The organism is Pseudomonas sp. V88_4 (genome assembly GCF_029967985.1).
Classification (GTDB): Bacteria; Pseudomonadota; Gammaproteobacteria; order Pseudomonadales; family Pseudomonadaceae; genus Aquipseudomonas; species Aquipseudomonas glycinae.
The window spans coordinates 211,233-236,508 of the sequence record NZ_JASCAF010000048.1; the positions used below are offsets into that span (position 1 = coordinate 211,233).

General features: G+C 60.8%; 25 protein-coding genes. 7 read left to right on the top strand and 18 right to left on the bottom strand.

Going from position 1 to position 25,276, the window contains the following annotated elements; genetic code table 11:
* The first annotated feature begins 65 nt into the window (after window positions 1–65).
* The 4 genes from QLG12_RS28230 (at window position 66) to QLG12_RS28245 (ending at window position 5,126) form a co-directional block, all read left to right on the top strand.
* On the top strand, window positions 66–1,838 hold the full coding sequence (locus QLG12_RS28230; protein WP_282475600.1) for an N-acetylglutaminylglutamine amidotransferase: 1,773 nt from the start codon (window positions 66–68) through the stop codon (window positions 1,836–1,838).
* Between the two features lie 3 nt (window positions 1,839–1,841).
* Window positions 1,842–3,587, top strand: a complete 1,746-nt coding sequence (ngg, locus tag QLG12_RS28235; RefSeq protein ID WP_197869155.1) for an N-acetylglutaminylglutamine synthetase — start codon at window positions 1,842–1,844, stop codon at window positions 3,585–3,587.
* Between the two features lie 61 nt (window positions 3,588–3,648).
* Window positions 3,649–4,839: an osmoprotectant NAGGN system M42 family peptidase gene (locus QLG12_RS28240; protein ID WP_197869156.1), complete on the top strand. Its 1,191-nt coding sequence runs from the start codon at window positions 3,649–3,651 to the stop codon at window positions 4,837–4,839.
* A gap of 59 nt (window positions 4,840–4,898) precedes the next feature.
* Complete coding sequence (locus QLG12_RS28245; RefSeq protein ID WP_003172962.1) at window positions 4,899–5,126, top strand: YheU family protein; 228 nt, start codon at window positions 4,899–4,901, stop codon at window positions 5,124–5,126.
* 6 nt (window positions 5,127–5,132) lie between these two features.
* On the opposite strand, the gene csrA is transcribed toward QLG12_RS28245, so the two are convergent.
* From csrA to QLG12_RS28260, 3 genes are all read right to left on the bottom strand, one after another.
* Window positions 5,133–5,318, bottom strand: a complete 186-nt coding sequence (csrA, locus tag QLG12_RS28250; RefSeq protein WP_007950875.1) for a carbon storage regulator CsrA — start codon at window positions 5,316–5,318, stop codon at window positions 5,133–5,135.
* 136 nt (window positions 5,319–5,454) lie between these two features.
* The gene (locus QLG12_RS28255; protein WP_197869157.1) at window positions 5,455–5,787 is read right to left on the bottom strand and encodes a YnfA family protein; all 333 of its coding nucleotides are present in this window, start codon (window positions 5,785–5,787) and stop codon (window positions 5,455–5,457) included.
* A 64-nt stretch (window positions 5,788–5,851) separates the two neighbouring features.
* Window positions 5,852–6,667 (bottom strand): SDR family oxidoreductase, encoded by an 816-nt coding sequence (locus QLG12_RS28260; RefSeq protein WP_007950873.1) that lies wholly within the window; start codon window positions 6,665–6,667, stop codon window positions 5,852–5,854.
* A 262-nt stretch (window positions 6,668–6,929) separates the two neighbouring features.
* Here QLG12_RS28260 and QLG12_RS28265 point away from each other — a divergent pair, with 262 nt between their 5' ends.
* Window positions 6,930–7,082 carry a DUF3309 family protein gene (locus tag QLG12_RS28265; RefSeq protein ID WP_003226960.1) on the top strand — a complete coding sequence of 51 codons (153 nt, stop codon included), beginning with the start codon at window positions 6,930–6,932 and terminating at the stop codon, window positions 7,080–7,082.
* A 60-nt stretch (window positions 7,083–7,142) separates the two neighbouring features.
* Here the strand turns inward: QLG12_RS28265 and QLG12_RS28270 are convergent, their stop codons facing one another.
* The 10 genes from QLG12_RS28270 to QLG12_RS28315 form a co-directional block, all read right to left on the bottom strand.
* Complete coding sequence (locus tag QLG12_RS28270; RefSeq protein WP_282475601.1) at window positions 7,143–9,236, bottom strand: LTA synthase family protein; 2,094 nt, start codon at window positions 9,234–9,236, stop codon at window positions 7,143–7,145.
* A 314-nt stretch (window positions 9,237–9,550) separates the two neighbouring features.
* Window positions 9,551–10,156: an START domain-containing protein gene (locus tag QLG12_RS28275; protein ID WP_007950871.1), complete on the bottom strand. Its 606-nt coding sequence runs from the start codon at window positions 10,154–10,156 to the stop codon at window positions 9,551–9,553.
* 41 nt (window positions 10,157–10,197) lie between these two features.
* Entirely contained in the window at window positions 10,198–10,452 is a 255-nt protein-coding gene (locus tag QLG12_RS28280) for a YkgJ family cysteine cluster protein (RefSeq protein WP_007950870.1), read from the bottom strand.
* Window positions 10,453–10,618: 166 nt separating this feature from the next.
* Window positions 10,619–11,098 carry a translation initiation factor 2 gene (locus QLG12_RS28285; RefSeq protein ID WP_282475602.1) on the bottom strand — a complete coding sequence of 160 codons (480 nt, stop codon included), beginning with the start codon at window positions 11,096–11,098 and terminating at the stop codon, window positions 10,619–10,621.
* A gap of 74 nt (window positions 11,099–11,172) precedes the next feature.
* The gene (locus QLG12_RS28290; RefSeq protein WP_007950868.1) at window positions 11,173–12,612 is read right to left on the bottom strand and encodes a PLP-dependent aminotransferase family protein; all 1,440 of its coding nucleotides are present in this window, start codon (window positions 12,610–12,612) and stop codon (window positions 11,173–11,175) included.
* A gap of 201 nt (window positions 12,613–12,813) precedes the next feature.
* Window positions 12,814–13,626, bottom strand: a complete 813-nt coding sequence (locus QLG12_RS28295) for an OmpA family protein (protein ID WP_282475603.1) — start codon at window positions 13,624–13,626, stop codon at window positions 12,814–12,816.
* Window positions 13,623–13,979 (bottom strand): DUF4398 domain-containing protein, encoded by a 357-nt coding sequence (locus tag QLG12_RS28300; RefSeq protein ID WP_170929392.1) that lies wholly within the window; start codon window positions 13,977–13,979, stop codon window positions 13,623–13,625. Before QLG12_RS28300 ends, QLG12_RS28295 begins: the two co-directional genes overlap by 4 nt.
* A 9-nt stretch (window positions 13,980–13,988) precedes the next feature.
* Window positions 13,989–14,825 (bottom strand): transporter substrate-binding domain-containing protein, encoded by an 837-nt coding sequence (locus QLG12_RS28305; protein ID WP_197869161.1) that lies wholly within the window; start codon window positions 14,823–14,825, stop codon window positions 13,989–13,991.
* A gap of 80 nt (window positions 14,826–14,905) precedes the next feature.
* The gene (locus tag QLG12_RS28310) at window positions 14,906–15,835 is read right to left on the bottom strand and encodes an FAD-binding protein (protein WP_282475604.1); all 930 of its coding nucleotides are present in this window, start codon (window positions 15,833–15,835) and stop codon (window positions 14,906–14,908) included.
* Between the two features lie 2 nt (window positions 15,836–15,837).
* The gene (locus QLG12_RS28315; RefSeq protein WP_007950859.1) at window positions 15,838–16,587 is read right to left on the bottom strand and encodes an electron transfer flavoprotein subunit beta/FixA family protein; all 750 of its coding nucleotides are present in this window, start codon (window positions 16,585–16,587) and stop codon (window positions 15,838–15,840) included.
* Window positions 16,588–17,112: 525 nt separating this feature from the next.
* On the opposite strand from QLG12_RS28315, the gene QLG12_RS28320 reads away from it, so the two are divergent.
* Entirely contained in the window at window positions 17,113–18,777 is a 1,665-nt protein-coding gene (locus tag QLG12_RS28320; protein ID WP_282475605.1) for an electron transfer flavoprotein-ubiquinone oxidoreductase, read from the top strand.
* A gap of 180 nt (window positions 18,778–18,957) precedes the next feature.
* On the opposite strand, the gene QLG12_RS28325 is transcribed toward QLG12_RS28320, so the two are convergent.
* Window positions 18,958–19,848, bottom strand: coding sequence for an AraC family transcriptional regulator (locus QLG12_RS28325; protein WP_064598498.1), 891 nt, complete (start codon window positions 19,846–19,848; stop codon window positions 18,958–18,960).
* A 191-nt stretch (window positions 19,849–20,039) separates the two neighbouring features.
* On the opposite strand from QLG12_RS28325, the gene QLG12_RS28330 reads away from it, so the two are divergent.
* Window positions 20,040–21,092 (top strand): NAD(P)-dependent alcohol dehydrogenase, encoded by a 1,053-nt coding sequence (locus tag QLG12_RS28330; protein ID WP_011335405.1) that lies wholly within the window; start codon window positions 20,040–20,042, stop codon window positions 21,090–21,092.
* Between the two features lie 4 nt (window positions 21,093–21,096).
* Here QLG12_RS28330 and QLG12_RS28335 read toward each other — a convergent pair whose 3' ends face one another.
* The 4 genes from QLG12_RS28335 to QLG12_RS28350 all read right to left on the bottom strand — a co-directional run bounded on the left by QLG12_RS28335 (window position 21,097) and on the right by QLG12_RS28350 (window position 25,262).
* Window positions 21,097–21,900, bottom strand: a complete 804-nt coding sequence (locus QLG12_RS28335) for an IclR family transcriptional regulator (RefSeq protein ID WP_007950852.1) — start codon at window positions 21,898–21,900, stop codon at window positions 21,097–21,099.
* 60 nt (window positions 21,901–21,960) lie between these two features.
* Window positions 21,961–23,271, bottom strand: a complete 1,311-nt coding sequence (locus QLG12_RS28340) for an MFS transporter (protein ID WP_282475606.1) — start codon at window positions 23,269–23,271, stop codon at window positions 21,961–21,963.
* Window positions 23,272–23,444: 173 nt separating this feature from the next.
* The gene (gene dgoD / locus QLG12_RS28345) at window positions 23,445–24,593 is read right to left on the bottom strand and encodes a galactonate dehydratase (RefSeq protein WP_007950849.1); all 1,149 of its coding nucleotides are present in this window, start codon (window positions 24,591–24,593) and stop codon (window positions 23,445–23,447) included.
* Between the two features lie 48 nt (window positions 24,594–24,641).
* Window positions 24,642–25,262, bottom strand: a complete 621-nt coding sequence (locus tag QLG12_RS28350) for a 2-dehydro-3-deoxy-6-phosphogalactonate aldolase (RefSeq protein ID WP_236194002.1) — start codon at window positions 25,260–25,262, stop codon at window positions 24,642–24,644.
* Window positions 25,263–25,276 lie beyond the last annotated feature (14 nt).

Consider the following 25,276-nt stretch of genomic DNA (forward strand, 5'->3'; position numbering starts at 1 on the left):
GGGTACCGGCCATTTCGGCGCGGTACAGCGACACCTTCCCCAACGGAAAAACCGGTAAGGACTTTATGTGCGGATTAGCTGGCGAGTTACGTTTTGATCAACAACCTGCAGACCTTGCAGCCATCGAGCGAATCACCCATCACCTGGCCCCTCGCGGCCCTGATGCGTGGGGCTTCCATGCCCAAGGGCCGATTGCCCTGGGCCATCGACGCCTGAAAATCATGGACCTGTCGGACGGTTCGGCGCAGCCGATGATCGACAGCCAACTGGGCCTGTCCCTGGCCTTCAATGGCGCGATCTACAACTTCCCGGAACTGCGCGCCGAACTTGAAGCCCTCGGTTATGCGTTCTACTCCGGCGGCGACACCGAAGTGCTGCTCAAGGGTTATCACGCCTGGGGCGAAGCGCTGCTGCCGAAACTCAACGGCATGTTTGCCTTCGCCATCTGGGAGCGTGATGCCCAGCGTCTGTTCATTGCCCGCGACCGTCTCGGCGTAAAGCCGCTGTACCTGTCGCGCACCGGCCAGCGCCTGCGCTTTGCCTCGGCGCTGCCGGCACTGCTCAAGGGCGGTGACATCAACCCGATCCTCGATCCGGTGGCGCTCAATCATTACCTGAATTTCCACGCCGTGGTGCCTGCGCCGCGCACCTTGCTGGCGGGCATCGAAAAGCTGCCGCCAGCGAGCTGGATGCGCATTGAAGCGGACGGCAACACCGAGCAGAAAACCTGGTGGACCCTGCCCTACGGCCCACACGACGACGAGAAAAACCTGACCCTGGAAGACTGGCGCGACCGCGTGCTCGACAGCACCCGCGAAGCCGTGGCGATTCGCCAACGGGCAGCGGTGGATGTCGGCGTGCTGCTTTCCGGTGGCGTCGATTCGAGCATGCTGGTTGGTCTGCTGCGCGAAGTCGGCGTGGAAAACCTGTCGACCTTTTCCATCGGTTTCCAGGATGCCGGGGGCGAGCGCGGTGACGAATTCCAGTACTCCGATCTGATCGCCAAGCATTACGGCACCCAGCATCACCAACTGCGTATCGACGAAAAAGAAATCATCGAGCAACTGCCCGCCGCGTTCCGCGCGATGAGCGAGCCGATGGTCAGCCACGATTGCATCGCCTTTTATCTGCTGTCCCGCGAAGTGGCCAAGCACTGCAAGGTTGTGCAGAGCGGTCAGGGTGCCGACGAGTTGTTCGCCGGTTACCACTGGTATCCGCAGGTGGACGGCGCGGCCGATCCGTATGCGGCCTATCGCGAGGCGTTTTTCGACCGCAGCTACGACGACTACGCCGCCACGGTGCAGCCGAAATGGCTGACGGCCAATGACGCCGCCGGCGACTTCGTGAAGGAACATTTCGCACAGCCCGGCGCCGATGCGGCAGTCGACAAGGCCCTGCGTCTGGACAGCACGGTGATGCTGGTGGACGACCCGGTCAAACGTGTCGACAACATGACCATGGCCTGGGGCCTGGAGGCGCGCACGCCGTTTCTCGACTATCGACTGGTGGAGCTGTCGGCCCGTGTTCCCGGCAAATTCAAGTTGCCGGACGGCGGCAAGCAGGTGTTGAAAGAAGCTGCGCGACTGGTCATCCCGAGTGAAGTGATCGACCGCAAAAAAGGTTACTTCCCGGTGCCGGGCCTCAAGCATTTACAGGGCGATACCCTGAGCTGGGTGCGTGAACTGCTGATGGATCCGAGTCAGGATCGCGGCTTGTTCAACCCGGCGATGCTCGACCAATTGCTGACCGATCCACAAGGCCAGTTGACCCCGCTGCGCGGCTCCAAGCTGTGGCAACTGGCGGCTTTGAACCTGTGGCTCAGCGAACAAGGAATCTGATTGATGAAACCTCACGCCACGGCTTACAGCCAACGCCTGCTGCGCGGCCAGACGCCGTCCTACGAACGCTTGCAGGCGCGTCTGGCCGAAGATGGCAGCGAGCCGGCTGCCGAGCCGATTGCAGTGCACTGCGGCTGGGGCCGGCTGCTGATCGGCCACACCTTCCCCGATCCGGCCAGCCTTGCTCAGGAACTGCTTAACGAACAGCCGGGCGAGCGCGATATCGCCTTGTACGTCGCCGCGCCGCAGCAGATTCTCGGGCTGGAACCGACCCAACTGTTTCTCGACCCGTCCGACACCCTGCGTTTGTGGTTCAGCGATTATCGCCAGGCCACCCGCGTGTTTCGTGGCTTTCGCATTCGTCGCGCACAAAGTGACGCGGACTGGCAGGGGATCAATCAGCTGTATCAGGCGCGCGGCATGCTGCCGATCGACGCCACCCTGCTCACCCCGCACCATCAGGGCGGCCCGGTGTACTGGCTGGCGGAAGACGATGACAGCGGCGCGGTGATCGGCAGCGTCATGGGGCTCAATCACCAGAAAGCCTACAACGACCCGGAAAACGGCAGCAGCCTGTGGTGCCTGGCGGTCGATCCGCAGTGTTCACGTCCCGGAGTCGGTGAAGTGCTGGTGCGGCATCTGATCGAGCACTTCATGAGCCGGGGTCTGAGCTATCTCGATCTGTCGGTGCTGCACGATAACCGCCAGGCGAAAAACCTCTACGCCAAACTCGGCTTTCGCAACCTGCCGACGTTCGCCATCAAGCGCAAGAACGGCATCAATCAGCCGCTGTTTCTCGGCCCCGGGCCGGAGGCGCAGTTCAACCCTTACGCGCGAATCATCGTCGAGGAAGCCCATCGACGCGGCATCGACGTGCAAGTGGATGACGCCGACGCCGGTCTGTTCACCCTCAGTCATGGCGGGCGACGGGTGCGTTGCCGCGAATCCCTGAGCGACCTGACCAGCGCCATCAGCATGAACCTGTGCCAGGACAAGAGCCTGACTCACAAGGTTTTGAAAGCCGCCGGATTGAATGTGCCGTCGCAGCAATTGGCAGGTAATGCGGACGACAATCTGGCGTTCCTCGATGAACACCAGCGTGTGGTGGTCAAACCGCTGGACGGCGAACAGGGTCAAGGCGTGGCGGTGGATCTGCAGACCATTGAGGAAGTGCAGCAGGCCATCGAAGCGGCCAGGCAGTTTGATGCTCGCGTGCTGCTCGAAAGCTTCCATGAAGGTTTCGACCTGCGGATTCTGGTGATCGGTTTCGAGGTGGTTGCAGCGGCGATCCGCCGCCCGGCGGAAGTGGTCGGCGACGGCCATCATTCCATCGGCGCACTGATCGAAGCGCAGAGCCGGCGCAGGCAAGCGGCTACCAGCGGCGAGAGCAAAATCCCGCTGGACCACGAAACCCAACGCACCTTGCACGCGGCCGGTTACGACTACAGCAGCATCCTGCCGGCGGGTGAGCATCTGTTCGTGCGGCGCACGGCGAACCTGCACACCGGCGGCACCCTGGAAGACGTCACGGCGATCCTGCACCCGACTCTGGCCGAGGCTGCAGTGCGTGCGGCCCGGGCGCTGGAAATCCCGATGGTCGGCCTCGACCTGATGGTGCCGGCGGCGGATCAACCGGCGTACGTGTTCATCGAAGCCAACGAGCGAGCGGGTCTCGCCAACCATGAGCCGCAACCGACGGCGGAACGGTTTGTCGATCTGCTGTTTCCGCACAGTCAGCCGGCCGTTTGATCTCTCTTCAGCGTCATTCCCGCGTTCAACGCGCGAATGACGCCCCGCAACAGGAGTTTCCATGACCACCCAAATTCCCGAACCGGATCTGAACTACCTGCAGAAAGTCCTGCTGGAAATGCTCGCCATTCCCAGCCCGACCGGGTTCACCGACACCATCGTGCGTTACGTCGCCGAGCGTCTGGAAGAACTCGGCATTCCCTTCGAGATGACCCGTCGCGGCACAATCCGCGCCACCCTTAAAGGCAAGAAAAACAGTCCCGACCGTGCGGTCTCGGCGCACCTGGACACCATCGGTGCTGCCGTGCGCGCAGTGAAAGACAACGGGCGCCTGACCCTCGCACCCGTAGGCTGCTGGTCGAGCCGATTCGCCGAGGGCAGCCGCGTCAGCCTGTTCACCGACAACGGCGTGATTCGCGGCAGTGTGTTGCCGTTGATGGCGTCCGGGCATGCCTTTAATACCGCTGTGGATGAGATGCCGATCAGCTGGGATCACGTCGAACTGCGTCTGGACGCCTACTGCGCGACCCGTGCCGATTGTGAGTCACTGGGCATCAGCGTCGGCGATGTCGTGGCTTTCGACCCCCTGCCCGAGTTCACCGAAAGCGGCCACATCAGCGCCCGCCATCTGGACGACAAGGCCGGTGTCGCGGCACTGCTGGCAGCGTTGAAAGCCATCGTCGACAGTGGTCAGGAGCTGATGATCGACTGCCATCCGCTGTTCACCATCACCGAGGAAACCGGCAGCGGCGCGGCGGCGGCCCTACCGTGGGACGTCAGCGAATTCGTCGGCATCGACATTGCTCCGGTCGCGCCGGGCCAGCATTCCAGCGAACATGCGGTGAGCGTGGCGATGCAGGATTCCGGCGGGCCTTACGACTATCACCTGTCGCGACACCTGTTGCGCCTGGCCGGTGAGCACGAACTGCCGGTGCGCCGCGACCTGTTCCGCTATTACTTCAGCGACGCCCATTCGGCGGTCACCGCCGGTCACGACATCCGCACCGCCCTGCTCGCCTTCGGCTGCGATGCAACCCACGGTTACGAACGCACGCACATCGACAGTCTGGCGGCGCTCAGTCGCTTGTTGGGGGCGTACATCCTGAGTCCGCCGGTATTCGCCAGCGACGCACAACCGGCCACCGGGTCACTGGATCGCTTCAGTCACCAGATCGAACACGAGACGCAAATGGAGAGCGACACCCGTGTGCCGTCGGTGGACAGCCTGGTGGGGCAACGCTCGGACAGTTGAGTCTGGCCCTCGGCGGTCATTCGCCGTAGCATCCCGACATTGATTTAGCCGAGGTGCCCATGCTGATTCCCCACGACGCGCTCGAAGTCGACACCCTGACCCGCCTGATCGAGGATTTCGTTACCCGCGACGGTACGGACAACGGTGACGACACGCCGCTGGAAACCCGCGTACTGCGGGTTCGCCAGGCATTGACCAAAGGTCAGGCGCTGATTGTCTTCGATCCCGAAAGCGAGCAATGCCAGTTGATGCTCAAGCACGACGTGCCCAAGCACCTGTTCGACTGAAAACGGTCAGCGGCCCTTGCCGCTGGCCTGTTTGCGCTGGATCCGTTCGTAGACCTCGGCGCGATGCACGCCGACCTGCTCCGGCGCTTCGACGCCGAACCGCACGCTGGAGCCGTTGACCGCCAGAACGCGCAGAGTGATGTTGTCGCCGATGGAAATCAGTTCACCGACAACACGGCTGAGTACAAGCATGGGAGGTGTCCTTCAAGGTTTGCGAGCCTTGAAGATGCGCGGGTTTCGACCGCCCTACAATGCGCTGTGGGCAATTCAGTCATTCCCTACACAGCAAGGCGCGCAAGCCTTCAGACATTTCCTTCAAACCAGCCATTCACGTCGCAGTGAATCGTGGACCGAACAGGATCACACTCGCCCCGATCACACACAGCGCCACACCGATCCAGTCCGAACCCAACGGGCGGATGCGTTCGACCACTGCCAGCCAGCCAATCGAAGCAATGATGTAGATGCCGCCATAAGCGGCGTAGGCGCGACCGGCGTAGGTCGCTTCGACACGTGTCAACAGCAGCGCGAACAGGGTCAGGCTGATCAGCGCCGGGATCACCCACAAGGCGCTCTTGCCCTGGCGCAACCACATCCAGAACGCGAAACAGCCAGCGATTTCGAACAGCGCGGCGAGGAAAAACCACAGGTAATTGAGCATGCAAGACATCTCGTCAGGGTGACTGTTGCGGCCACCCTAACGATGCGACGAAGTCCGGGCAAGTTCAGCCGTTGTTCTGTTTGGCCTTGGCGCGCATCTTTTCGGCCATCGCGGTCATTTCGTTGTACAGCAGCTGCGGATTTTTCTGTTTGAGCGCCCAGGCCATGCGCCCTTGTTCGTGGGGCAGAATCATGAACTCGCCGGCCGCGACCTGCTTGTAGATGTAGTCGGCAATATCGCTGGCGGTGATCGGCGAACTTTCCAGCAACTTGCCGACCTGGGCTTTCATCGCCGGCGTCGGGCCCCGGAAAGAATCCAGCAGATTAGTCTGGAAGAACGACGGGCAAACCACATGAACCCCGACTTCCTGCTGGGCCAGTTCGATCAACAGGCTTTCCGACAGCGCCACCACTCCGGCCTTGGCCACGTTGTAGTTGCTCATTGCCGGGCCCTGCATCAGCGCAGCCATCGAGGCGATGTTGATGATCTTGCCCTTGCTCTGCTCCAGCAACGGCAGGAACGCCTTGCAGCCCTTGACCACGCCCATCAGATTGATCGCGATCTGCCAGTCCCAGTCTTCCAGCGACAACTCGCTGAAGAAACCGCCCGAGGCCACACCGGCGTTGTTGACGATGATGTCGATGCCGCCAAGTTTCACTTCGCAGGCTTGGGCAAACGCGGTGAGCTGGCTGTAATCGCGCACGTCACAGCGCTGGATGAAGCCATCGCCGCCGGCCTCGCGAACGAGTTTGAGGGTCTCTTGCAAACCGGGCTCGCTGACATCAGACAAGGCCAGTTGCCAGCCTTCACGCGCCCAGCGCAGCGCGATTTCGCGACCCAGGCCTGAGCCCGCGCCAGTGATCATCATGCGATTTTGCATAGCAGACAGCCTTGTTGTTCCGGGGAAGATGCGCGGAGTGTAGCGAAGGATACCGGGCGACCCACGCTCCATCAGATTGCTGAATGGCGAGAGCAAACCGCAGCAATAAACGAAATAAGCGCGCGAGCCAAATAACTTAAAAAAACATTGAATTTTCTTTTACGCGCACCGGTCGGAATTTGTAAGCCGGCTGGATTTAGTTCAACTTTCAGCTGCCCTTGAACATCAAGACTTCTCAGACACTACCAACAAGGAATTCGACATGGGCACAATTCTTATCATTATCCTGATCCTGTTGCTGATCGGTGGTCTGCCGGTCTTTCCGCACTCCAGAAGTTGGGGTTACGGCCCTTCGGGCATTATCGGTGTAGTGCTGGTAGTCCTGTTGGTGCTGCTGTTACTCGGTCGGATATGACTGTTTGACCGACAAAAAAAGAGGCCCTTGCAAGGGCCTCTTTTTTATTGTGCCGACTGATCAGTCCGGCTTGCCGTTAACCACACCGGCGGTGTTGTCGATCAGGCTCTTGGTCGCTGTTTGCAGGAACGCTTCAAGCTTGAGTTTCAGCTCGGCAGTGCGCGGTGCATCCGGCACCACTTCGGCGTGCGGGTTCGCGCCCAGCTCGTATTGATAGATCTTCGGCGCCATTTCCTTCTCTTTCGGCAGCACCAGGATCTGGTCGGCGGTAACGATAGCGGTGGTCTGCTCGCTGCCCGACGGCTTGATCACACCAAAACCGGTGTCGCCTGCCGGCAGGTTCAGCAGATCGCGGCCCCAGCACTGATGGCGCACTTCGCCCCCCAGACGCCCCATGATGGTCGGCACGATGTCGATTTGCGTGCCCACGGTGTGGTCACGGGTACCGAATTTTTCCTGGATGCCCGGTGCGATCATCAGCATCGGCACGTTGAAGCGGCCCAGATCCATTTCGGTGATCTGACGCTCGTTGCCGAACCCGTGGTCGCCGACGATGACGAACAGGGTTTCCTTGAAGTACGGCTCTTTACGGGCCTTCTCGAAGAACTGCCCCAGCGCCCAGTCCGCATAACGCATGGCGGTCAGGTGCTCGTTGAGCGGGCCACGATCCGTTACGCGCTCGACCGGCAATGGCGTCGGCAAGGCGTACGGCGTGTGGTTGGACAGGGTCTGCAGCAGTGCGTAGAACGGCTTGCCGTTTTCCCGTGCCTTGAGTTCCACCAGACCGCGGTCGAACATGTCCTGGTCGGACACACCCCAGGTCGGATCGGAGAACACCGGGTTGACGAAGTCATTGCGGCCAACGAAGTTGGTCATGCCCTGGTTGCTGAAGAACCCGGACTGGTTGTCCCAGGCGAAGTCGCCGTTGTAGACATAGACGTCGTCATACTTGCGCGCGCTGAGCAGCTGCGGCAGGCCGGACAGTTTGTGGCTGCCTTCCGGGGTCTGCATCAGGTATTCGAAACCCGGCAGGTTCGGGAAACACGCCATGGTGGCAAACATGCCCTGGTGGGTGTGAGTGCCGTTGGAGAAGAAGCGGTCGAACAGCAGGCCTTCCTTCGACAGTTTGTCGAGGTACGGCGTGATGTTGCCCGGCGCACCCAAGGCGCCCACCGAGTGACCGGCCATGCTTTCCATGAGGATCACGACGACGTTCTTGATCGGCAGAGTCTTGTCGGCCGGCGGCGTGTAGTCACGACGCACGGCGGCGATGTCGGCATCCACCAGTTTGTCGTCCGGCATCACCAGCATGTCGCGGACCACTTTCTGTGCCTGATCCTGCGGCAGCGTGGCTTTCCAGATGTTGTCGCGATCCTCGCCCATGCGGTCCTTGGCCGCCGCGATCAGCGACAGCGTGCCGTTGAGGCCGAGCTGGTTGGCGAAGTTCGATTCAGTGGTGTACACGTCACCCCAACGAAGCGGCGGGCCTTGGCGAAGAGTGCCGCGAGCGGCCACCACGCAGATCAGCAGGCACACCACGAACACCGCCAGACGCGCATACCATGGTGCCACCTGACGGGTGCCGACATTGCCACCGCTGAACGGGCCACGCGGCCGGGTCAGACGGTCGGCGCCCTTGAACGCCAGGGTCAGGATCAGCGTGCCCACGGCCCACGCCAGCAGGTAACGCACCACCGGGAAACCGTACCAGAGCATGCTCATCACGGTTTTCGGGTCTTCCTTCACGTACTGGAACACCAGGCCGTTGAGGCGCTGGTGGAACTCGCGGTAGAAGTCCATCTCCATCAGGCCGAGGAACAGTGCGATGCTCGAAGCGATGGTCAGCCACAGACGGAAGAACCCGCGCGCCGCCATGGCCCGGGCACTGAACAGTGCCAGCACCAGCGGAATGCAGACATACACCACCAGGCGCACATCGAAACGCAGGCCGTTGGCGAAGGCTTCGAGGAACGTCGAAGCCGGGGTGTCGAGGATCATCTCGCGGTTGTAGACCAGCAGCGCGAGGCGCAGCACGGAAAACATCACCATCATGACCAGCGCGCACAGCAGCGTGTAGGCCAGATGCGATTTGACGGTCGGTTGCAGCAGGCGACTGGAAGATCGCTGCTGATTCAGGGCGTCCGGGTTTGCCATGTCGTTTTAGGACCCATTGGAAGTTGAAGTTGCAAAAATACAGCTGCGCCCTGCCCTCTGTTGGCCATTCCAGGCCCCGGGGCTTGCGCGGTGCGCAAATGTTGCACGATCACCGGCGGCATTGCCATTGATTACTGCCCCGCTGCCGGACTCTTTCATTAAAGGCACGGCATACCCGGACAGCTGCAAACAGCGCGGGCGAATTGTCTTGAAGACTTTGTGAAAATTTCGTTCAACGCATATCCGGAAACACAATAATCCTGGAAAACAAAACGCCCCGAGTTCATCGGGGCGTTTGCAGAGGAACGCGATACTTACTTCTCGGCGCGCTCTTTCAGGGCTTTCAAGGTATTGAACGGTGCGTCGACCACGAACTTGTTGGCAATCATCGACGGCACGCTGCCACCTGGCTCGGTGTGAACCTGATAGGTCACTTCGACCTGATCGCCTTTTGGCACGAACTTCCAGAAGCCTTTGACCTGCGCAACCCGCACAAAGCCTTTTTCTTCAGGGAGGTACTTCGGCACACCTTCGAGATTACGGGTCAGGCTGCCATCGGCGCCTTCAACGGTGGTGACATGCAGGATGGAATCGCGCGGGGTCACTGGCCATGGGGTGTTGAACTGAGTGTACGTCCAGCTCTGGTCACCTTCGTGCTTGAGCAGTTTCTGGGTCTTGCACTCGTGAATCCAGGCGCAGGCACCGGAGACGTCTTCCTGCAGGGCGCGCAGTTTGGCGATGGTGGTCTTCATCACGGTCACGCCCTGATAAGACTTGTAGTCCGAACCCGGCACTTCGCTCAGGGAGACTTTGATGCCGTCTTCGTTCTTGGCGACTTTCCAGTCTTCAGCCTGGGCGGCCGAGGTGGCCAGCACGGCAGTCAAACCACACAACACAGCGATACGATGCAGCGAACCCATAGTCTTATTCCTTATTGTTGAAGTTCCGTTCGTTTGACACATCACGCCGCCGTCATCTGCTCCCACCAGCCGAGCAGTCTGATCGCATCTTCCTGGCTGCTGCCGCAGACTTCCGGATCGGCCTTGAATCCTGAACAGACCGCCGGACGCTCCGGTCGGCCGAAAATGTTGCACAGGTTATCGACCGACAACTGAACGCAGCGTTCACCGGCAGGTTTGCCATCGGGCATGCCTGGAATCGGCGAACTGATGGAAGGGGCAATACAGCAGGCGCCACAGCCTTCACGGCATTTCATGACGACGCGTTCCTCGCAGCGGGCAATGTGTTAAAGGGACGCGGGACAGGGTAACCGCTTAAACGGCTGTTTTAAATTCCCTGGGCCGGGGTTTTTACGCAGAAACGAAAATGACTGACCAGTCTCCGACAAAGCGTCTGGTCTGCGGGTCACCGATGGGGACGATTTATTGCTTGAACTCGAAATCCAGCGCCGCGCCTTCGACTTCCCGGCGCTCTTCATTGCGCAGTTGCAGCTGCATTTCGTTGCTGAGCAAGCGTCCATTGAGCTGGAACCCGCTGTTCTTGTCACCAAACATCTGCGGCAGGATCGCTTCGCGCTTGGGCAGCGTCACGGAGCCGGGAGGTTTCAATTCCTGAACCATGTCTCTGGGCAGACTCAAGTCGAGATTCGCAGACGGCAATGGCGTCTTGGCCACCTCTTTCGCCGACTTTGACTTACTAGCGACCGGTGCGCGCTTCTTGACCGGAGCAGCCTTTTTCTGCTCCGTGGTTTTCGCTGGAGCGATTTTTTTGGTCGTCGCCGGTTTTTTCGCGTTGGCAGTGGCCGGCGCCTTTTCCTGCGCTGCAGCCGCCAAAACACCGGGCACATGACCCATCAACAGCAGGCAGAGCACAATCCAGGCAGCAGAAAATTTCGCTTTCATGAACCCAACGAAGCTAACGGCAGAGGGCCATATGCTCGCCTGTTGGACGCCACATGACAAGCTCCGCCATTGTTTCAGAATCCGCCGGCCATCTCCTGGCAGAGCTGTGTCGCCAACATGCCGAGGGTCATCAGCGCCCGTTCCGCCTCGCGATTCCACGGGATGCCGCAGTTCAACCGGATGCAGTGGTTGAACTGCTCGGTGTTGCTGAAGATCAGGCCCGGCGCAATGCTGATGCCCTGTTGCAGCGCCCGCACGTGCAGCTCCTGGGTGTTGACCCGCCCCGGCAGACTGACCCACAGAATGAATCCGCCGGTGGGTCGGGTCATCTGCGTGCCTTCGGGAAAGTACTGCTGGACTGCCAGCTGGAACGCACTAAGATTTTTTCGGTATTCCTGGCGGATGTACCTTAAATGCCGGTCATAGCCGCCATTTTCCAGGTAGGCCGCGATAGCCATTTGGGTGACGCTGCACGCTGAATGGGTGCTGAAAGTCTGCAGGCGCTGGATTTCCTGCTGGTACTTGCCGGCGATCATCCAGCCGATGCGCACACCGGGCGATAACGTCTTGGAAAAACTCGAGCAATAAATCACCCGGTCGAGCCGGTCGTAAGCCTTGAGCGACTTGGTGCGCCCCTGCTCGAACATCAACTCGCCGTAGATGTCGTCTTCGACGATCTGGATATCGAAATCCGAGGCCAGTCGCAGCAGCTGTTTCTGCCGCTCTTCGGGCATGGTGCCGCCGAGTGGATTGCTCAGGCGAGTGGTGAGTACCAGCGCCTTGATCGACCATTGGTTGGCCGCCAGTTGCAGAGCTTCGAGGCTCATGCCGGTGGCGGGGTCGCTGGGGATCTCGATAACCTTCAGGCCTAGCAGGTCCGCCAGTTGCAGCAACCCGTAATAGGTGGGTGATTCGGCGGCGATCAGGTCGCCGGGGCGGGTCAGCACTCGCAATGACATCTGCAACGCATCGACACAGCCGTGGGTGATCACCACTTCCGAAGGGTCAACGACCACGCCTGCATCGCGCATGCGGATCGCCACCTGCCGGCGCAGCGGCTCGAAACCGGGGCTGAACATGTAGCTGAACGCCCTAGGGCTGTGAAACCGGGTGACCTTGGCCAACTGCTGATGCAGGGCGCGCACCGGCAAATAATCGACACTCGGCACCGCCGCCCCCAGCGGGAACACGCCTTCACGACGGGATTCGACCAGCACTTGCTGAATGATACTGCTGCGGGTGACCAGGCCTGGCCGCTCGACCCGGGCGATGTCCGGCGTGGGCGCCGTCAGTGCCGGAGTCTGGTGCACGTAGTAGCCGGACTGCGGCCGCGCACGGATCAGGCCCTGATCCTCGAGATTGGCGTAAGCCTGCAACACCGTGGCATGGCTGACGTTGAGCTGCGAACTCATCTTGCGCACCGAAGGTACGCGTTCGCCGGGTTGATAGACGCCACGGCGGATATCTTCGGCCAGCTGTTGAGCAATACGTTGGTAGAGCAAGAGATTGGTCATGACGCAGCACTCGATTTCACGGGCGTTTTATTCTTGTGTGAAACAATACCGGAACAGTTTGGAAGTGTACTGGGACAGTTGCCATATTAGTCAACCATACAGTGCTGTGTCGGTTAAATCTGTACTGCTCTGTGAGGTAATCGACAGACGTAAAAAAGCCCGGCGCTGCCTGACAGCCCGGGCTTTCCAGTAACGCCACCCTTAGCGGGCGGCGCCGAGCTGGCCTTTTTCGTCGGAGAACACGATTTCCACCCGCCGGTTCTGCGCACGTCCACGCTCGGAAGCGTTGGCGTCCACTGGGTATTCGTCGCCGTAGCCTTCGACCTGAATGCGTTTTTCGTCGATGCCCAGGTCCGTCAACACATCGGCCACCGACTGCGCGCGATCGCGGGAAAGCTTGAGGTTTTCCTGCTTGCCGCCGGTGCTGTCGGTGTAGCCCTCGATGCGCACGATGCGTTTCGGGTTCAGTTGCAGAAACTGCACGATCTTCAGCACCACGCGGTTGGCCGAGTTTTTCAGTTCAGCTTCGCCGGTATCGAACAGCACGTCACCCAGGGTCATCACCAGACCACGATCGGTCTGGGTGGTGGCCAGCGCAACGATCTGCTCTTCCAGCCATTTGCCCTGCTGTTGCACGCTCAGCAGTTTGGACTCGCGCAGGGCCAGTTGCAGGCGCTGGCGTTCAAGTTCCAGCTTCGCCACACGTTCTTCGTTGAGCACCTGATTGGTGTGCTCACGGGCGATTTCGCTGTAGCGCTGACTCAGGTAGGCGTAATGCACCACGTCCGAGCCGCTGCCCCAGTACGTCGACAGACGATCGGCGCGGGCCAGGGACTCACCGGCGCGGATCACATCTTTCGGCGCGATACGCAGCACGTTGGAATCTTCCTTGACCTTCTGGAAGTCGCTGCTGGCCTGCTGCAATGCGGTTTCGCTGTGCTGACCGGCGCAGCCGTACAGGCTGGCGCAACCGGCGAGGATCAGAGCACCGAGAGCTTTGGACTTCAGGCTCATTGGGCATCCCCCAGTTGCTTGCGCAGTCGGACGATGCGGGTGTTGAGCACGTTCACTTGCTCCTCGCTCTTCTGGGTCAGGACTTTGGCCTCCGCCAGGCGTGCGTCGAGTTCGGCCTGTTCGAAGCGCATCCGCGCATTCTTGTAAGACTCACCCGCCATGCTGCCTTTGGCCCGGTTGAACTTGTCCTCGGCCAGTTTCATTTCCGGCACGTCTTCGGCGGTGGCGCCGACGGCCTTGGCTTGCTCAAGGGCCTGCTCGGTCAGACGCATTTGTTCGTTGGGTGCCGGATCGCTGGCGCAACCGGCCAGGGCCAGGACGGCCATGGCCGCGAAAAGAAGTCGATTACTCACTAAGAATCCCTACTGTTTTGGGGCGCTGACAGGTGGTTGCGGCGGCTGTTGCTGCTGCGCCTTCCAGCGCTCGATGTTGCGTTGCAGCGCGGCTTCCGTCAGGCCGGACGCGGGCAATTCTGTCATCTTTTTGGCCAGCTGTCCGCGCAACCACGGATCGTTGCAGGCCGAGTTGTGCGAAACCGCGAGGAACAGACCGGGGCGGTCGATGGGTTGTTCAAAGGCCAGCAGATCATTGGCCATGCCCAATGCCTGCGCGGCCGCCATGCCCGAGTAGCGACCGGCGAGTACATATTCCACCTCGCCCAGCAGAAGTTTCTGAAATGCCTGGGTCAGGTTTGCCGTACGGGTCAGGGTCAATTCCTGCTCGGCGAAAGTGCCGAATGCCGGGGTCATTCGAGACTTTTCCGACAAGCCGCCGGTATGCCCGTGCAGATCCCTGGCTTCGCTATAAACGAGGGTCGAGCCCTTGCGCGTCCACACCAGATAATCGTTTTCCAGCAGCGGCGGGTGAATGTAGTCGAGGTTTTCCAGCTCATTGATGTTCATTGGCGCGTCGGCCAGCATGTCCATGCGCCCGCTGCGCACTTCGTCGAGGGCCTGAGAGCGCTTGCCGGCGTACAACAGATCGACTTTGAGCCCCAGCTCCTTGGCCACCTGTCGCAACAGGTCGGCACTGGCACCGATCAGTTGCTTGGGGTTCTGCGGATCCTGCCAAAGGTACGGCGGCGCATCCGGGCTGCCGGTGACGACCAGCCGCTCGCATTTGCCCGCCGCCACTGACAGGCCCGGCAACAATGCCAGCCCCAGCAACCACGAGCAGCCCAACCGACGATGCAGATCCATGGCGAAACGCTCCCACTCAAATCCGAGACAAAAAAAAGCCCGACCAAAAGGTCGGGCTCTTTATAAGTGAAGCAGCCGGATTAGACCAGCTTCTCCAGCTCAGGTACGGCTTCGAACAAGTCCGCCACCAGGCCGTAATCGGCCACCTGGAAGATCGGTGCTTCTTCGTCCTTGTTGATCGCGACGATCACTTTGGAGTCTTTCATGCCGGCCAAGTGCTGGATCGCGCCGGAGATACCGACGGCGATGTACAGCTGTGGCGCAACGATCTTGCCGGTCTGACCGACCTGCATGTCGTTCGGTACGAAACCTGCATCGACCGCGGCGCGGGAAGCACCCACAGCAGCGCCCAGCTTGTCGGCCAGCGCGTACAGGTGTTTGAAGTTGTCACCGTTCTGCATGCCGCGGCCGCCGGAAACGACGATCTTGGCAGCGGTCAGCTCAGGACGATCGGACTTGGCCAGCTCTTCGCTGACGAAGCTGGAAGTGCCGGCGTTGTGAGCAGCCGCAACCGCTTCAACAGCAGCCGAACCGCCTTCAGCGGCAACCGGGTCGAAACCGGTGGCACGCACGGTGATCACTTTGATCGCAGCGGTCGATTGCACGGTAGCGATGGCGTTACCGGCGTAGATCGGACGCTTGAAGGTGTCAGCGCTTTCTACCGAGATGATTTCGGAGATCTGGTCAACGTCCAGCTGAGCGGCAACGCGCGGCAGGATGTTTTTGCCATTGGAAGTGGCGGCAGCCAGGATGTGGCTGTAACCAGCGCCCAGCTGTGCAACCAGCGGAGCAACGTTTTCCGGCAGCTGATGCGCGTAGGCAGCATTGTCAGCGTTCAGGACTTTGCTCACGCCAGCGATTTTCGCAGCGGCTTCAGCCACGGCGCCAGCGCCCTGGCCGGCAACGAGAACGTGGATGTCGCCGCCGATTTTGGCAGCGGCAGCCACGGTGTTCAGGGTGGCCGGAGCCAGCACCTTGTTGTCGTGTTCGGCGATTACCAAGATAGTCATGATCAGATTACCTTCGCTTCGTTTTTCAGTTTCTCGACCAGTTCAGCCACCGACTTGACCTTGATGCCCGCGCTGCGTGCAGCCGGCGCTTCGACTTTCAGGGTCTTGTTGGTGGAGGCGGTGGAAACGCCCAAAGCGTCCGGAGTCAGCGTCTCGAGAGGCTTCTTCTTGGCTTTCATGATGTTTGGCAGGGACGCGTAGCGCGGCTCGTTCAAACGCAGGTCGGTGGTGACGATCGCTGGCAGTTTCAGGGAAACGGTCTGCGCGCCGCCGTCGATTTCGCGGGTCACGGCAACGCTGTCGCCGGAGACTTCGACTTTCGAGGCGAAAGTGCCCTGACCGTAGCCGCTCAGTGCAGCGAGCATCTGGCCGGTCTGGTTGTTGTCGCTGTCGATGGCCTGTTTGCCCAGGATCACCAGCTGAGGCTGTTCCTTGTCGACCACGGCCTTGAGCAGCTTGGCCACGGCCAGGGAAGTCAGGTCTTCAGCGGATTCGACGAGGATGGCGCGGTCGGCACCCAGAGCCAGTGCGGTACGCAGCTGTTCCTGAGCGGTGGACGGGCCGATGGAGACGACGACGATTTCAGTCGCAACGCCTTTTTCTTTCAGGCGTACGGCTTCTTCCACTGCGATTTCGCAGAACGGGTTCATCGACATCTTGACGTTGGCGAGGTCTACGCCGGAATTGTCCGCCTTGACGCGAACCTTGACGTTGTAATCCACAACGCGTTTGACAGCTACAAGAACCTTCATGGATTCCTCGTTACTCTCCGGTGAAAAGAAAGTCGCCTAGGCGAACCTGGCGGTTGATGCTCATCGGGCACAAGGGCACCTCTAAAAACGCCGGCTGAACGGGATGACCGTTCGTCAGTCGTGACCGACGAGTCATGCCGCCTCGCGGTGTGTAAACTGCGCGCCAAACCTGCGCTGCGCATCACCGGATACCGCCTACGCCCTGTCTTTAGAGGTGCTCTTGAAACCACCATTCAGCCTACGGCGAGCGCAAAACCGCCCGTATCTTGACCGGAACGCCCATTCTGGTCAATACGCCAAAATGCCCTGTCATAAGCCGCGCTTCTTTGATTTCTCTGGCCTGGAGCCGATTCAAACAAACGTTTGTATTGGACGCTAGGAGTGGTGTAGATATAATGCGCCGCCTAGAGAGAAAGGTGGTTTGCCCATTATTACCCTTGACGTTAACGTAAAGGCAATAACGGATACGACACCGAACCTCCAAATTAGAAAAAAAACTGTTGAGCCTTGAGTAGGAGATAGCCTGTGGAACGCGAATACATGGAATTCGACGTGGTCATCGTCGGTGCCGGCCCCGCTGGCCTGTCCGCCGCCTGCCGTCTGAAGCAGAAGGCCGCCGAAGCCGGTAAGGAAATCAGCGTCTGCGTGGTCGAAAAAGGCTCCGAAGTCGGCGCACACATCCTGTCCGGTGCCGTATTCGAACCACGGGCCCTGAACGAACTGTTCCCGGACTGGAAAGAACTCGGCGCCCCGCTGAACACGCCAGTCACCCGCGATGACATCTTCGTGCTGAAAAACGCCGAAAGCGCGCAAAAAATTCCTGACTTCTTTGTGCCCAAGACCATGCACAACGAAGGTAACTACATTATCTCCCTCGGCAACCTGTGCCGCTGGCTCGCTCAGCAGGCCGAAAACCTGGGCGTGGAAATCTACCCGGGCTTCGCCGCTCAGGAAGCGCTGATCGATGAAAACGGCGTGGTGCGCGGGATCATTACCGGCGACCTCGGCGTCGACCGCGAAGGTCATCCGAAGGAAGGCCTGTACACCCCGGGCATGGAACTGCGTGGCAAGTACACGCTGTTCGCCGAAGGCTGCCGTGGCCACATCGGCAAGCAGTTGATCAAGCGCTACAACCTTGATAGCGATGCCGACGCCCAGCACTACGGCATCGGTCTGAAGGAAATCTGGGAAATCGACCCGGCCAAACACCAGCCAGGCCTGGTGGTGCACACCGCCGGTTGGCCGATGGACATCATGGGCACCGAGAACACCGGCGGCTCCTTCCTCTATCACCTGGAAAACAACCAGGTGGTCGTTGGTCTGATCGTCGATCTCTCCTACAGCAACACCTACCTGTCGCCGTTCGACGAATTCCAGCGCCTCAAGCATCACCCGGTGCTGAAGCAGTATCTGGAAGGCGGCAAGCGCATCAGCTACGGCGCACGTGCGATCTGCAAGGGTGGCCTGAACTCGCTGCCGAAAATGGTCTTCAAGGGCGGCGCGCTGATCGGTTGCGACCTCGGCACCCTGAACTTCGCCAAGATCAAGGGCAGCCACACCGCGATGAAGTCCGGCATGCTGGCCGCTGAATCCGTGGCCGATGCGCTGTTCGCTGAAAAGGACGGCACCGAAGAGCTGACCACTTACGTCGACGCCTTCAAGAAGAGCTGGCTCTACGAAGAACTGTTCGCCAGCCGCAACTTCGGCCCGGCGATCCACAAGTTCGGTGCCATCGTCGGCGGCGGTTTCAACTGGCTGGACCAGAACATCTTCGGCGGCAAACTGCCGTTCACCCTGCACGACACCAAGCCGGACTACGCCTGCCTCAAGCTCGCGGCCGACTGCAAGAAGATCGACTACCCGAAACCCGACGGCAAGATCAGCTTCGACAAGCTGAGCTCGGTGTTCATCTCCGGTACCAACCATGAAGAAGAACAGCCGTGCCACCTGAAACTGACCGACCCGACCATCCCGCTGAGCAAGAACCTGCCGCTGTACGACGAACCGGCGCAACGCTACTGCCCGGCCGGCGTGTATGAAGTGATCACCAAGGAAGACGGCGAAAAACGCTTCCAGATCAACGCCCAGAACTGCGTGCACTGCAAGACCTGTGACATCAAGGATCCTTCGCAGAACATCAACTGGGTGACGCCGGAAGGCGCTGGCGGCCCTACTTACCCGAACATGTAAGTCGATCCGCTGAACATCAAGGCTCCCTATATGGGGGCCTTTTTGCTGCCCGCGATTCAGTGCATCACATCAATACCTGTGGGAGCTGGCTTGCCAGCGATGGGGCCGTGTCAGACGACATTGCTGCAGGCTGAAGCACCGCGATCGCTGGCAAGCCCGCTCCCACAGGATTGAGGCAGATCAGGCAGCGCGCTCCTCCCCGGGGCTACGCTCGAAATAGCGTTTGTATTCGCGACTGAACTGCGACGTGCTCTGATACCCCACCCGATGCGCCACCTGCGCCACGCCTAATCCCTCGGCGATCAACAACGTCTGCGCCTTCAACAAACGTAAACGCTTCAGATACTGCACCGGCGACAGCAACGTGCTGCGTTTGAAATGTTCGTGAAAGGTCGAAACGCTCATGTTCGCGCAACCGGCCAATGTCTCGACATTCAATGGCTCGGTGTAATGCGCATGCAGATGACTGATCGAAGCCGCCACTCGGGCGAACTGCCCCTGTTGCTCGACCAGCGCCCGCAGCACATCGGCCTGAGGCCCGCGCAACGCGACGAACAACAATTCACGCACCCGCGCCGGCCCGAGAATCTGGCACTCCAGCGGATCGTGCAGACAGCGCAGCAGACGTTCAACGCAACCGCGCATGTCGTCGTCGAGCACCACAGAGGTCATTGATTCCGGAGTCTGCGCCGGAATATGCCGCCCCGGCGCCAGCCCCATGGCCAGCACCAGTTCACCGAGCAGCACCCGGTCGATCGCCACCGATACACCAAGCAGCGGTGCGTCCGGCAACGCGTAGGTCTCGCACTCAAAGGGCACCGGCAACGCCTGAATCAGGTAATGCCCGGCGCCGTATTCCATGGTGCGCGGCCCCAGATACGCCAGTTTGCTGCCCTGGGCGATGATCATCAGGCTCGGCTCATAAATGTGCGGACCACGGGCGACGTCGCAACTGGCGCGCAACACTTGCACGCCCGGCAGCCCGGTCTGGCTGTAACCATCGCGCAGCGCCAGCGGTTCGATCAGCGAAACCAGGGTGGCGTTGGCATCAAGGTGACGGGTCAATTGCATCAGGTGGCTCTTCAGAAAAAATCACGGAAAAAGGGATGAAAGCATCATCGCAGATCCTTTTGCCAATGCGACCGATCAACCCCGCATGCCGGAGGATTAGGCATGACACCCGGAGGAATCGCCATGGCCGGACGACCGGACGGCGCCCAGAATGCGCCGCCTTACCTGTCACTGCTTTTGCGAGGTTTCACATGTACACCGCCATCGGCTATGCCGCTCAAACGGCCACCACTCCCCTCGCCCCGATGAAGTTCGAACGCCGCAGCCCACGGGCCGACGACGTCGCCATCGAAATCCTGTACTGCGGCGTCTGCCACTCCGATATCCACCAGGCGCGCAACGAATGGGGCATCGCCGTTTACCCGTTGATGCCCGGCCACGAGATCGTCGGAAAAGTCACCGCCGTCGGTGCGAATGTCACTAAACACAAGGTAGGCGATCTGGTCGGCGTCGGCTGCATGGTCGACTCCTGCCGCACCTGCGAAGCCTGCCAGTCGAACCTTGAGCAATACTGCCTCGAAGGCCCGACCATGACCTATGCCACCCCCGACCGGGTCGATGGCAGCAATACCATGGGCGGTTATTCGGACAGCATCGTGGTCAGCGAACACTTCGTGGTGCGCATTCCCGAGAAGCTGGATCTGGCGGCTGCCGCACCGATTCTCTGCGCCGGCATCACCACCTACTCGCCGCTCAAGCACTACGGCGTGAAGGCCGGCGACAAGGTCGGGATTCTCGGCATGGGCGGCCTCGGCCACATGGGCATCAAGTTCGCCAAGGCCATGGGCGCCGAAGTGACGCTGTTCACCCGTTCGGCAAGCAAAGCCGAGGAAGGTCGTCGTCAGGGCGCCGATCACGTCATCGTCTCCACCGACGAAGAGCAGATGAAAGCCGCTGCCGGCCGTTTCGACTTCCTGCTGGACACCATTCCGGTGCAGCACGATCTCAACCCGTACCTCGACACCCTGCGCTTCGATGGCGTGCACATTCTGGTGGGCCTGATCGAACCGATCGATCCGCCGGTCCACGCCGCGAAACTGGTGCTGGGTCGTCGTGTATTGGCCGGTTCGCTGATCGGTGGCGTCGCCGAAACCCAGGAAGTCCTGGATTTCTGCGCCGAGCACAACATCAGCTGCGACATCGAAATGCTCGACATCCGCCAGATCAACGAAGCCTACGCCCGCATGATCGCCGGCGATGTGAAGTACCGCTTCGTGATCGATATGGCGACTCTGAAGCTCTGATTCCTCAGACCTTCAAGCCAAGCTCCGCCGAGAGCCGGGCCGTGACCCCTTTGATCAGGGGAATCAGCTCGGCCATTTTTTCCAGCGGCATGTACGGCACGGTGCTGGCGATGCTGATGGCCGCGACGATGCGCTTGCTCGCGTCGCGGATCGGCGCCGCCACGCAGCGGATCGACGGCTCGTTGTCTTCCAGATCGAACGCGTAGCCGCCGGCCACGTACTCGGTCATCCGTTGCTCCAGCTGCTCCCACGACTGCTGAGGGTGCTGCGGCCAGAACTGACTTTTCCCACCCGCCGGCAGGCTGATGTCGTACAGACGCTGCCAGTCCTGCGGCGCGTCATCCAGCATCAGCGCCTTGCCGATCCCGGTCCGCGCCAGCGGCATGCGATGGCCGACCCGCGAGCGCATTTCAGGGCCGTTGCGCCCCGGATTCTTCAACAGGTACAGCACCTCGTCGCCTTCACGAATGCCCAGGTGAACGGTGTCGCCGGTCAGTGCCGACAACTCGTCCAGATAAGGCCCGGCCAACGTCACCAGCGGCAATTCCTCACGCGCCTGGAAACCCAGTTCGATCAGCTTCGGCCCCAGCAGATAACCGACTTGCGGCACGACGCGCAGGTAGCGCTCGTCCACCAGGCAACTGGCCAGACGATGGGTGGTGCTGCGCGTGGTGCCGATCAGGCGGGCAATCTCTTTGAGATCGCGGGCGCCACTGGCGACGGCCTGCACCACACCCAACCCGCGAAGCAGGGTCTGGGTGCCGGTCGGCGCGGCGTCCTTGGCGGTTTTCGGGGCGTCTTCCTGCATATCCAGCCTTTAGCGTTGAGCGAGGGAACGGGCGGCATTATGGTCGCCCGACAGGGACGACTACAACTCGATGCGCTCGACCTTGCCCACCAGCAGCACGTAGGACAAAGCACCGATCAATGCCAGAACCGCGATGTAGGTGATCGCTGGCGCAAACGAATCGCCACTGGCCAGAAAGCCGATGACAATCGGCGTGGCAATCGCCGACAGGTTGCCGATGAAGTTGAACACCCCACCGGTCAGGCCCAGCAACCGCGCCGGCGCCAGTGTCGAGACCAGCGACCAGGTGATCGACGCCAATCCGTTGCCGAAGAACGCCAGCGCCAGGAAGGCAATCACCAACGGCGTCGATTCGACGAAGTTGGCCCCGATGATCGAGGTCGAAATCAGCAGCCCGCCAATGATCGGCAGCTTGCGCGCAAAGCCGACGGTGCAGCCACGGCGAATCAGGAAGTCGGAAAAGAACCCGGAGCACAGCACGCCGATGAACGCGGCGAGAAACGGCAGCGACGCCAGCAGACCGGACTTGATGAAGTCCATGCCGCGATACTTCACCAGGTAGGTCGGAAACCACGTCAGGAAAAACCACAACGTCGAGTTCAGGCAGAACTGGCCGAGGTAGATCCCCCACAACTTGCGTTTGCTGAGGACGATGCCGAGATCGGTCCAGCTGAATTTCGCCTTCACCTTGGCGGTTTCAGCGGCAATGTCCACCAAGCCGCCGCCCTCGCGGATCAGGTCGATTTCACCTTGGTTGGCGCCTTTGAAATCACGCGGCTCGCGATACACCGCGTACCAGATCGCCGCCCAGATGATGCCTACCGCGCCGGTCACGACAAACACCATGTGCCAGCCGAATTCATGTTGCAGCCACGCCAGCACCGGGGTCAGAAACGCCAGCCCGACAAACTGCCCGGAGGTGTAGAAACCGATGGCCGTGGCCCGCTCACGCTCGGGGAACCAGGTCGTCACCACGCGGCTGTTGATCGGATACGCCGGCGCTTCCAGCGCACCGACCGCCATGCGCAGCGCGAACAGCGCGATGAAACTGGCGGCGAAACCGAGCATCACCGTGGCCAGCGACCACAGCAACAGTGCGACGCTGTAAAGGATGCGCGGCGGCACCCGGTCCACCAGCCAGCCGCCGGGGATCTGCATGGCTGCGTAGGTCCAGCCGAATGCCGAGAAGATCAGCCCGACGTGCACCGGGTCGATGCCCAGATCGGTCGTCAGTGCCGGGGCGGCAATCGACAGGTTGCTGCGGTCGAGGTAGTTGATGACCACGGTGATGAACAGCAACACCATGATGAAAAATCGCTTGCGGCTGGGCGTGACTAACGTCGCTTGCCCGGTGAGGGTTTGCGGTTGCATGGGGAGCGCCTCTTTTTATGTTTATTGAGGTCGGGAGTGAAACTTGCACTGTCCACCCTGTGTGAGCTGGCTTGCCAGCGATGACGGCGGCACATCCAACATTGATGTGCCAGATATACCGCTATCGCTGGCAAGCCAGCTCCCACAGGGTTTGCTGTTGGGTCAGAAAAGACTCACCACTCGGCAAAACTGCCATCGGCATGCCGCCAGATCGGGTTGCGCCAGCGATGACCGACCGCCGCGCGTTCGATCACGTATTCCTCGTTGATCTCGATACCCAGGCCCGGGCCGTTGGGGATTTTCACGAAGCCCTTGTCGTAGTCGAACACACGCGGATCCTTCACATAATCGAGCAGGTCATTGCTCTCGTTGTAATGGATGCCCAGGCTCTGTTCCTGGATAAACGCGTTGTAACAAGCGGCGTCCAGTTGCAGACACGCCGCCAGTGCAATCGGCCCCAGCGGGCAATGCAGTGCCAGCGCCACATCGTAGGCTTCGGCCATGTTGGCGATCTTGCGGGTCTCGGTGATGCCGCCGGCGTGGGACGCGTCCGGCTGGATGATGTCGACGTAACCTTCGCTCAACACCCGTTTAAAGTCCCAGCGCGAAAACAGCCGCTCACCGAGGGCAATCGGGGTGCTGGTCAGCGGTGCCAGTTCTTTCAGCGCTTCGTAGTTTTCGCTGAGCACCGGCTCTTCGATGAACATCAATTTGTAAGGATCAAGCTCCTTCATCAGCACCTTGGCCATCGGTTTGTGCACCCGGCCATGGAAGTCGACGCCGATGCCGACGTTCGGCCCCACCGCATCGCGCACGGCGGCAACGTTGGCCAGCGCCAGATCGACTTTTTCGAAGGTATCGAGAAATTGCAGCTCCTCGGTGCCGTTCATTTTCACCGCCGTAAAACCCCGGCCCACCGCCTCTTTAGCGGCCCGCGCGGTGTCCGCCGGACGGTCACCGCCGATCCACGAATACACGCGAATCTTGTCGCGCACCTGACCGCCGAGCAGATCGCTGACCGACACACCGAGGGCCTTGCCCTTGATGTCCCACAGCGCCTGATCGATGCCGGCCAGCGCGCTCATGTGGATCGCGCCGCCCCGGTAGAAGCCACCGCGATACAGCACGGTCCAGATGTCTTCGATATTGCGTGGGTCTTTGCCGATCAGGTAGTCGGACAATTCCTCGACCGCTGCAGCGACCGTGTGGGCGCGGCCCTCGACCACGGGCTCGCCCCACCCGGTCACGCCTTCGTCGGTTTCGACTTTCAGGAAGCACCAGCGCGGCGGGACGATGAAGGTGGTGAGTTTGGTGATTTTCATCTGCTTGTCTCTCTTGTTAGATGCAGCGCACGCAGCGCCGGAAAAGTCTTAGCGAAGGGCTTTCCAGGCCGCCACGTAAGCCTTGGCATTGGTCGCCACTTGCTCAGTCGTCATGCCCGGTTTGAACAGCCCGGAACCGAGGCCGAAGCCTTTGACGCCGGCGTCGATGAACGCCTGCATGTTGTCCGGCGTGATGCCGCCGACCGGCGCCAGAACCGTCCCGACCGGCAACACCGCCAGCCAGGCTTTCACCACTGCCGGGCCCATCTGCTCGGCCGGGAACAGCTTGAGAATGTCCGCGCCCTCCTCCAGCGCCGCAAAGGCTTCGGTCGGCGTGGCGACGCCCGGCGACAGGTACAGCCCGGCTGCCTTTGCCGCCCGCAACACCTTGGCATCGCTGTGGGGCATGACGATGACTTGGCCGCCGGCCTCCTTCACCCGTTCGACCTGTTCCGGGGTCAGCACCGTGCCGGCACCGATCAGGCAATCGGCGGGCAGGGTCTTACGCAGGATGCGAATACTTTCGTACGGCGAGGGGGAATTGAGCGGTACTTCGATGACGCGAAATCCGGCCGCATACAGGACTTCTCCGACAGCGGCGGCTTCCTGCGGATGCAGGCCCCGCAGGATCGCGATCAGACCGTTTTGCGCCAGTGCTTGCTTGAGCATCTCAGGCCTCCAGT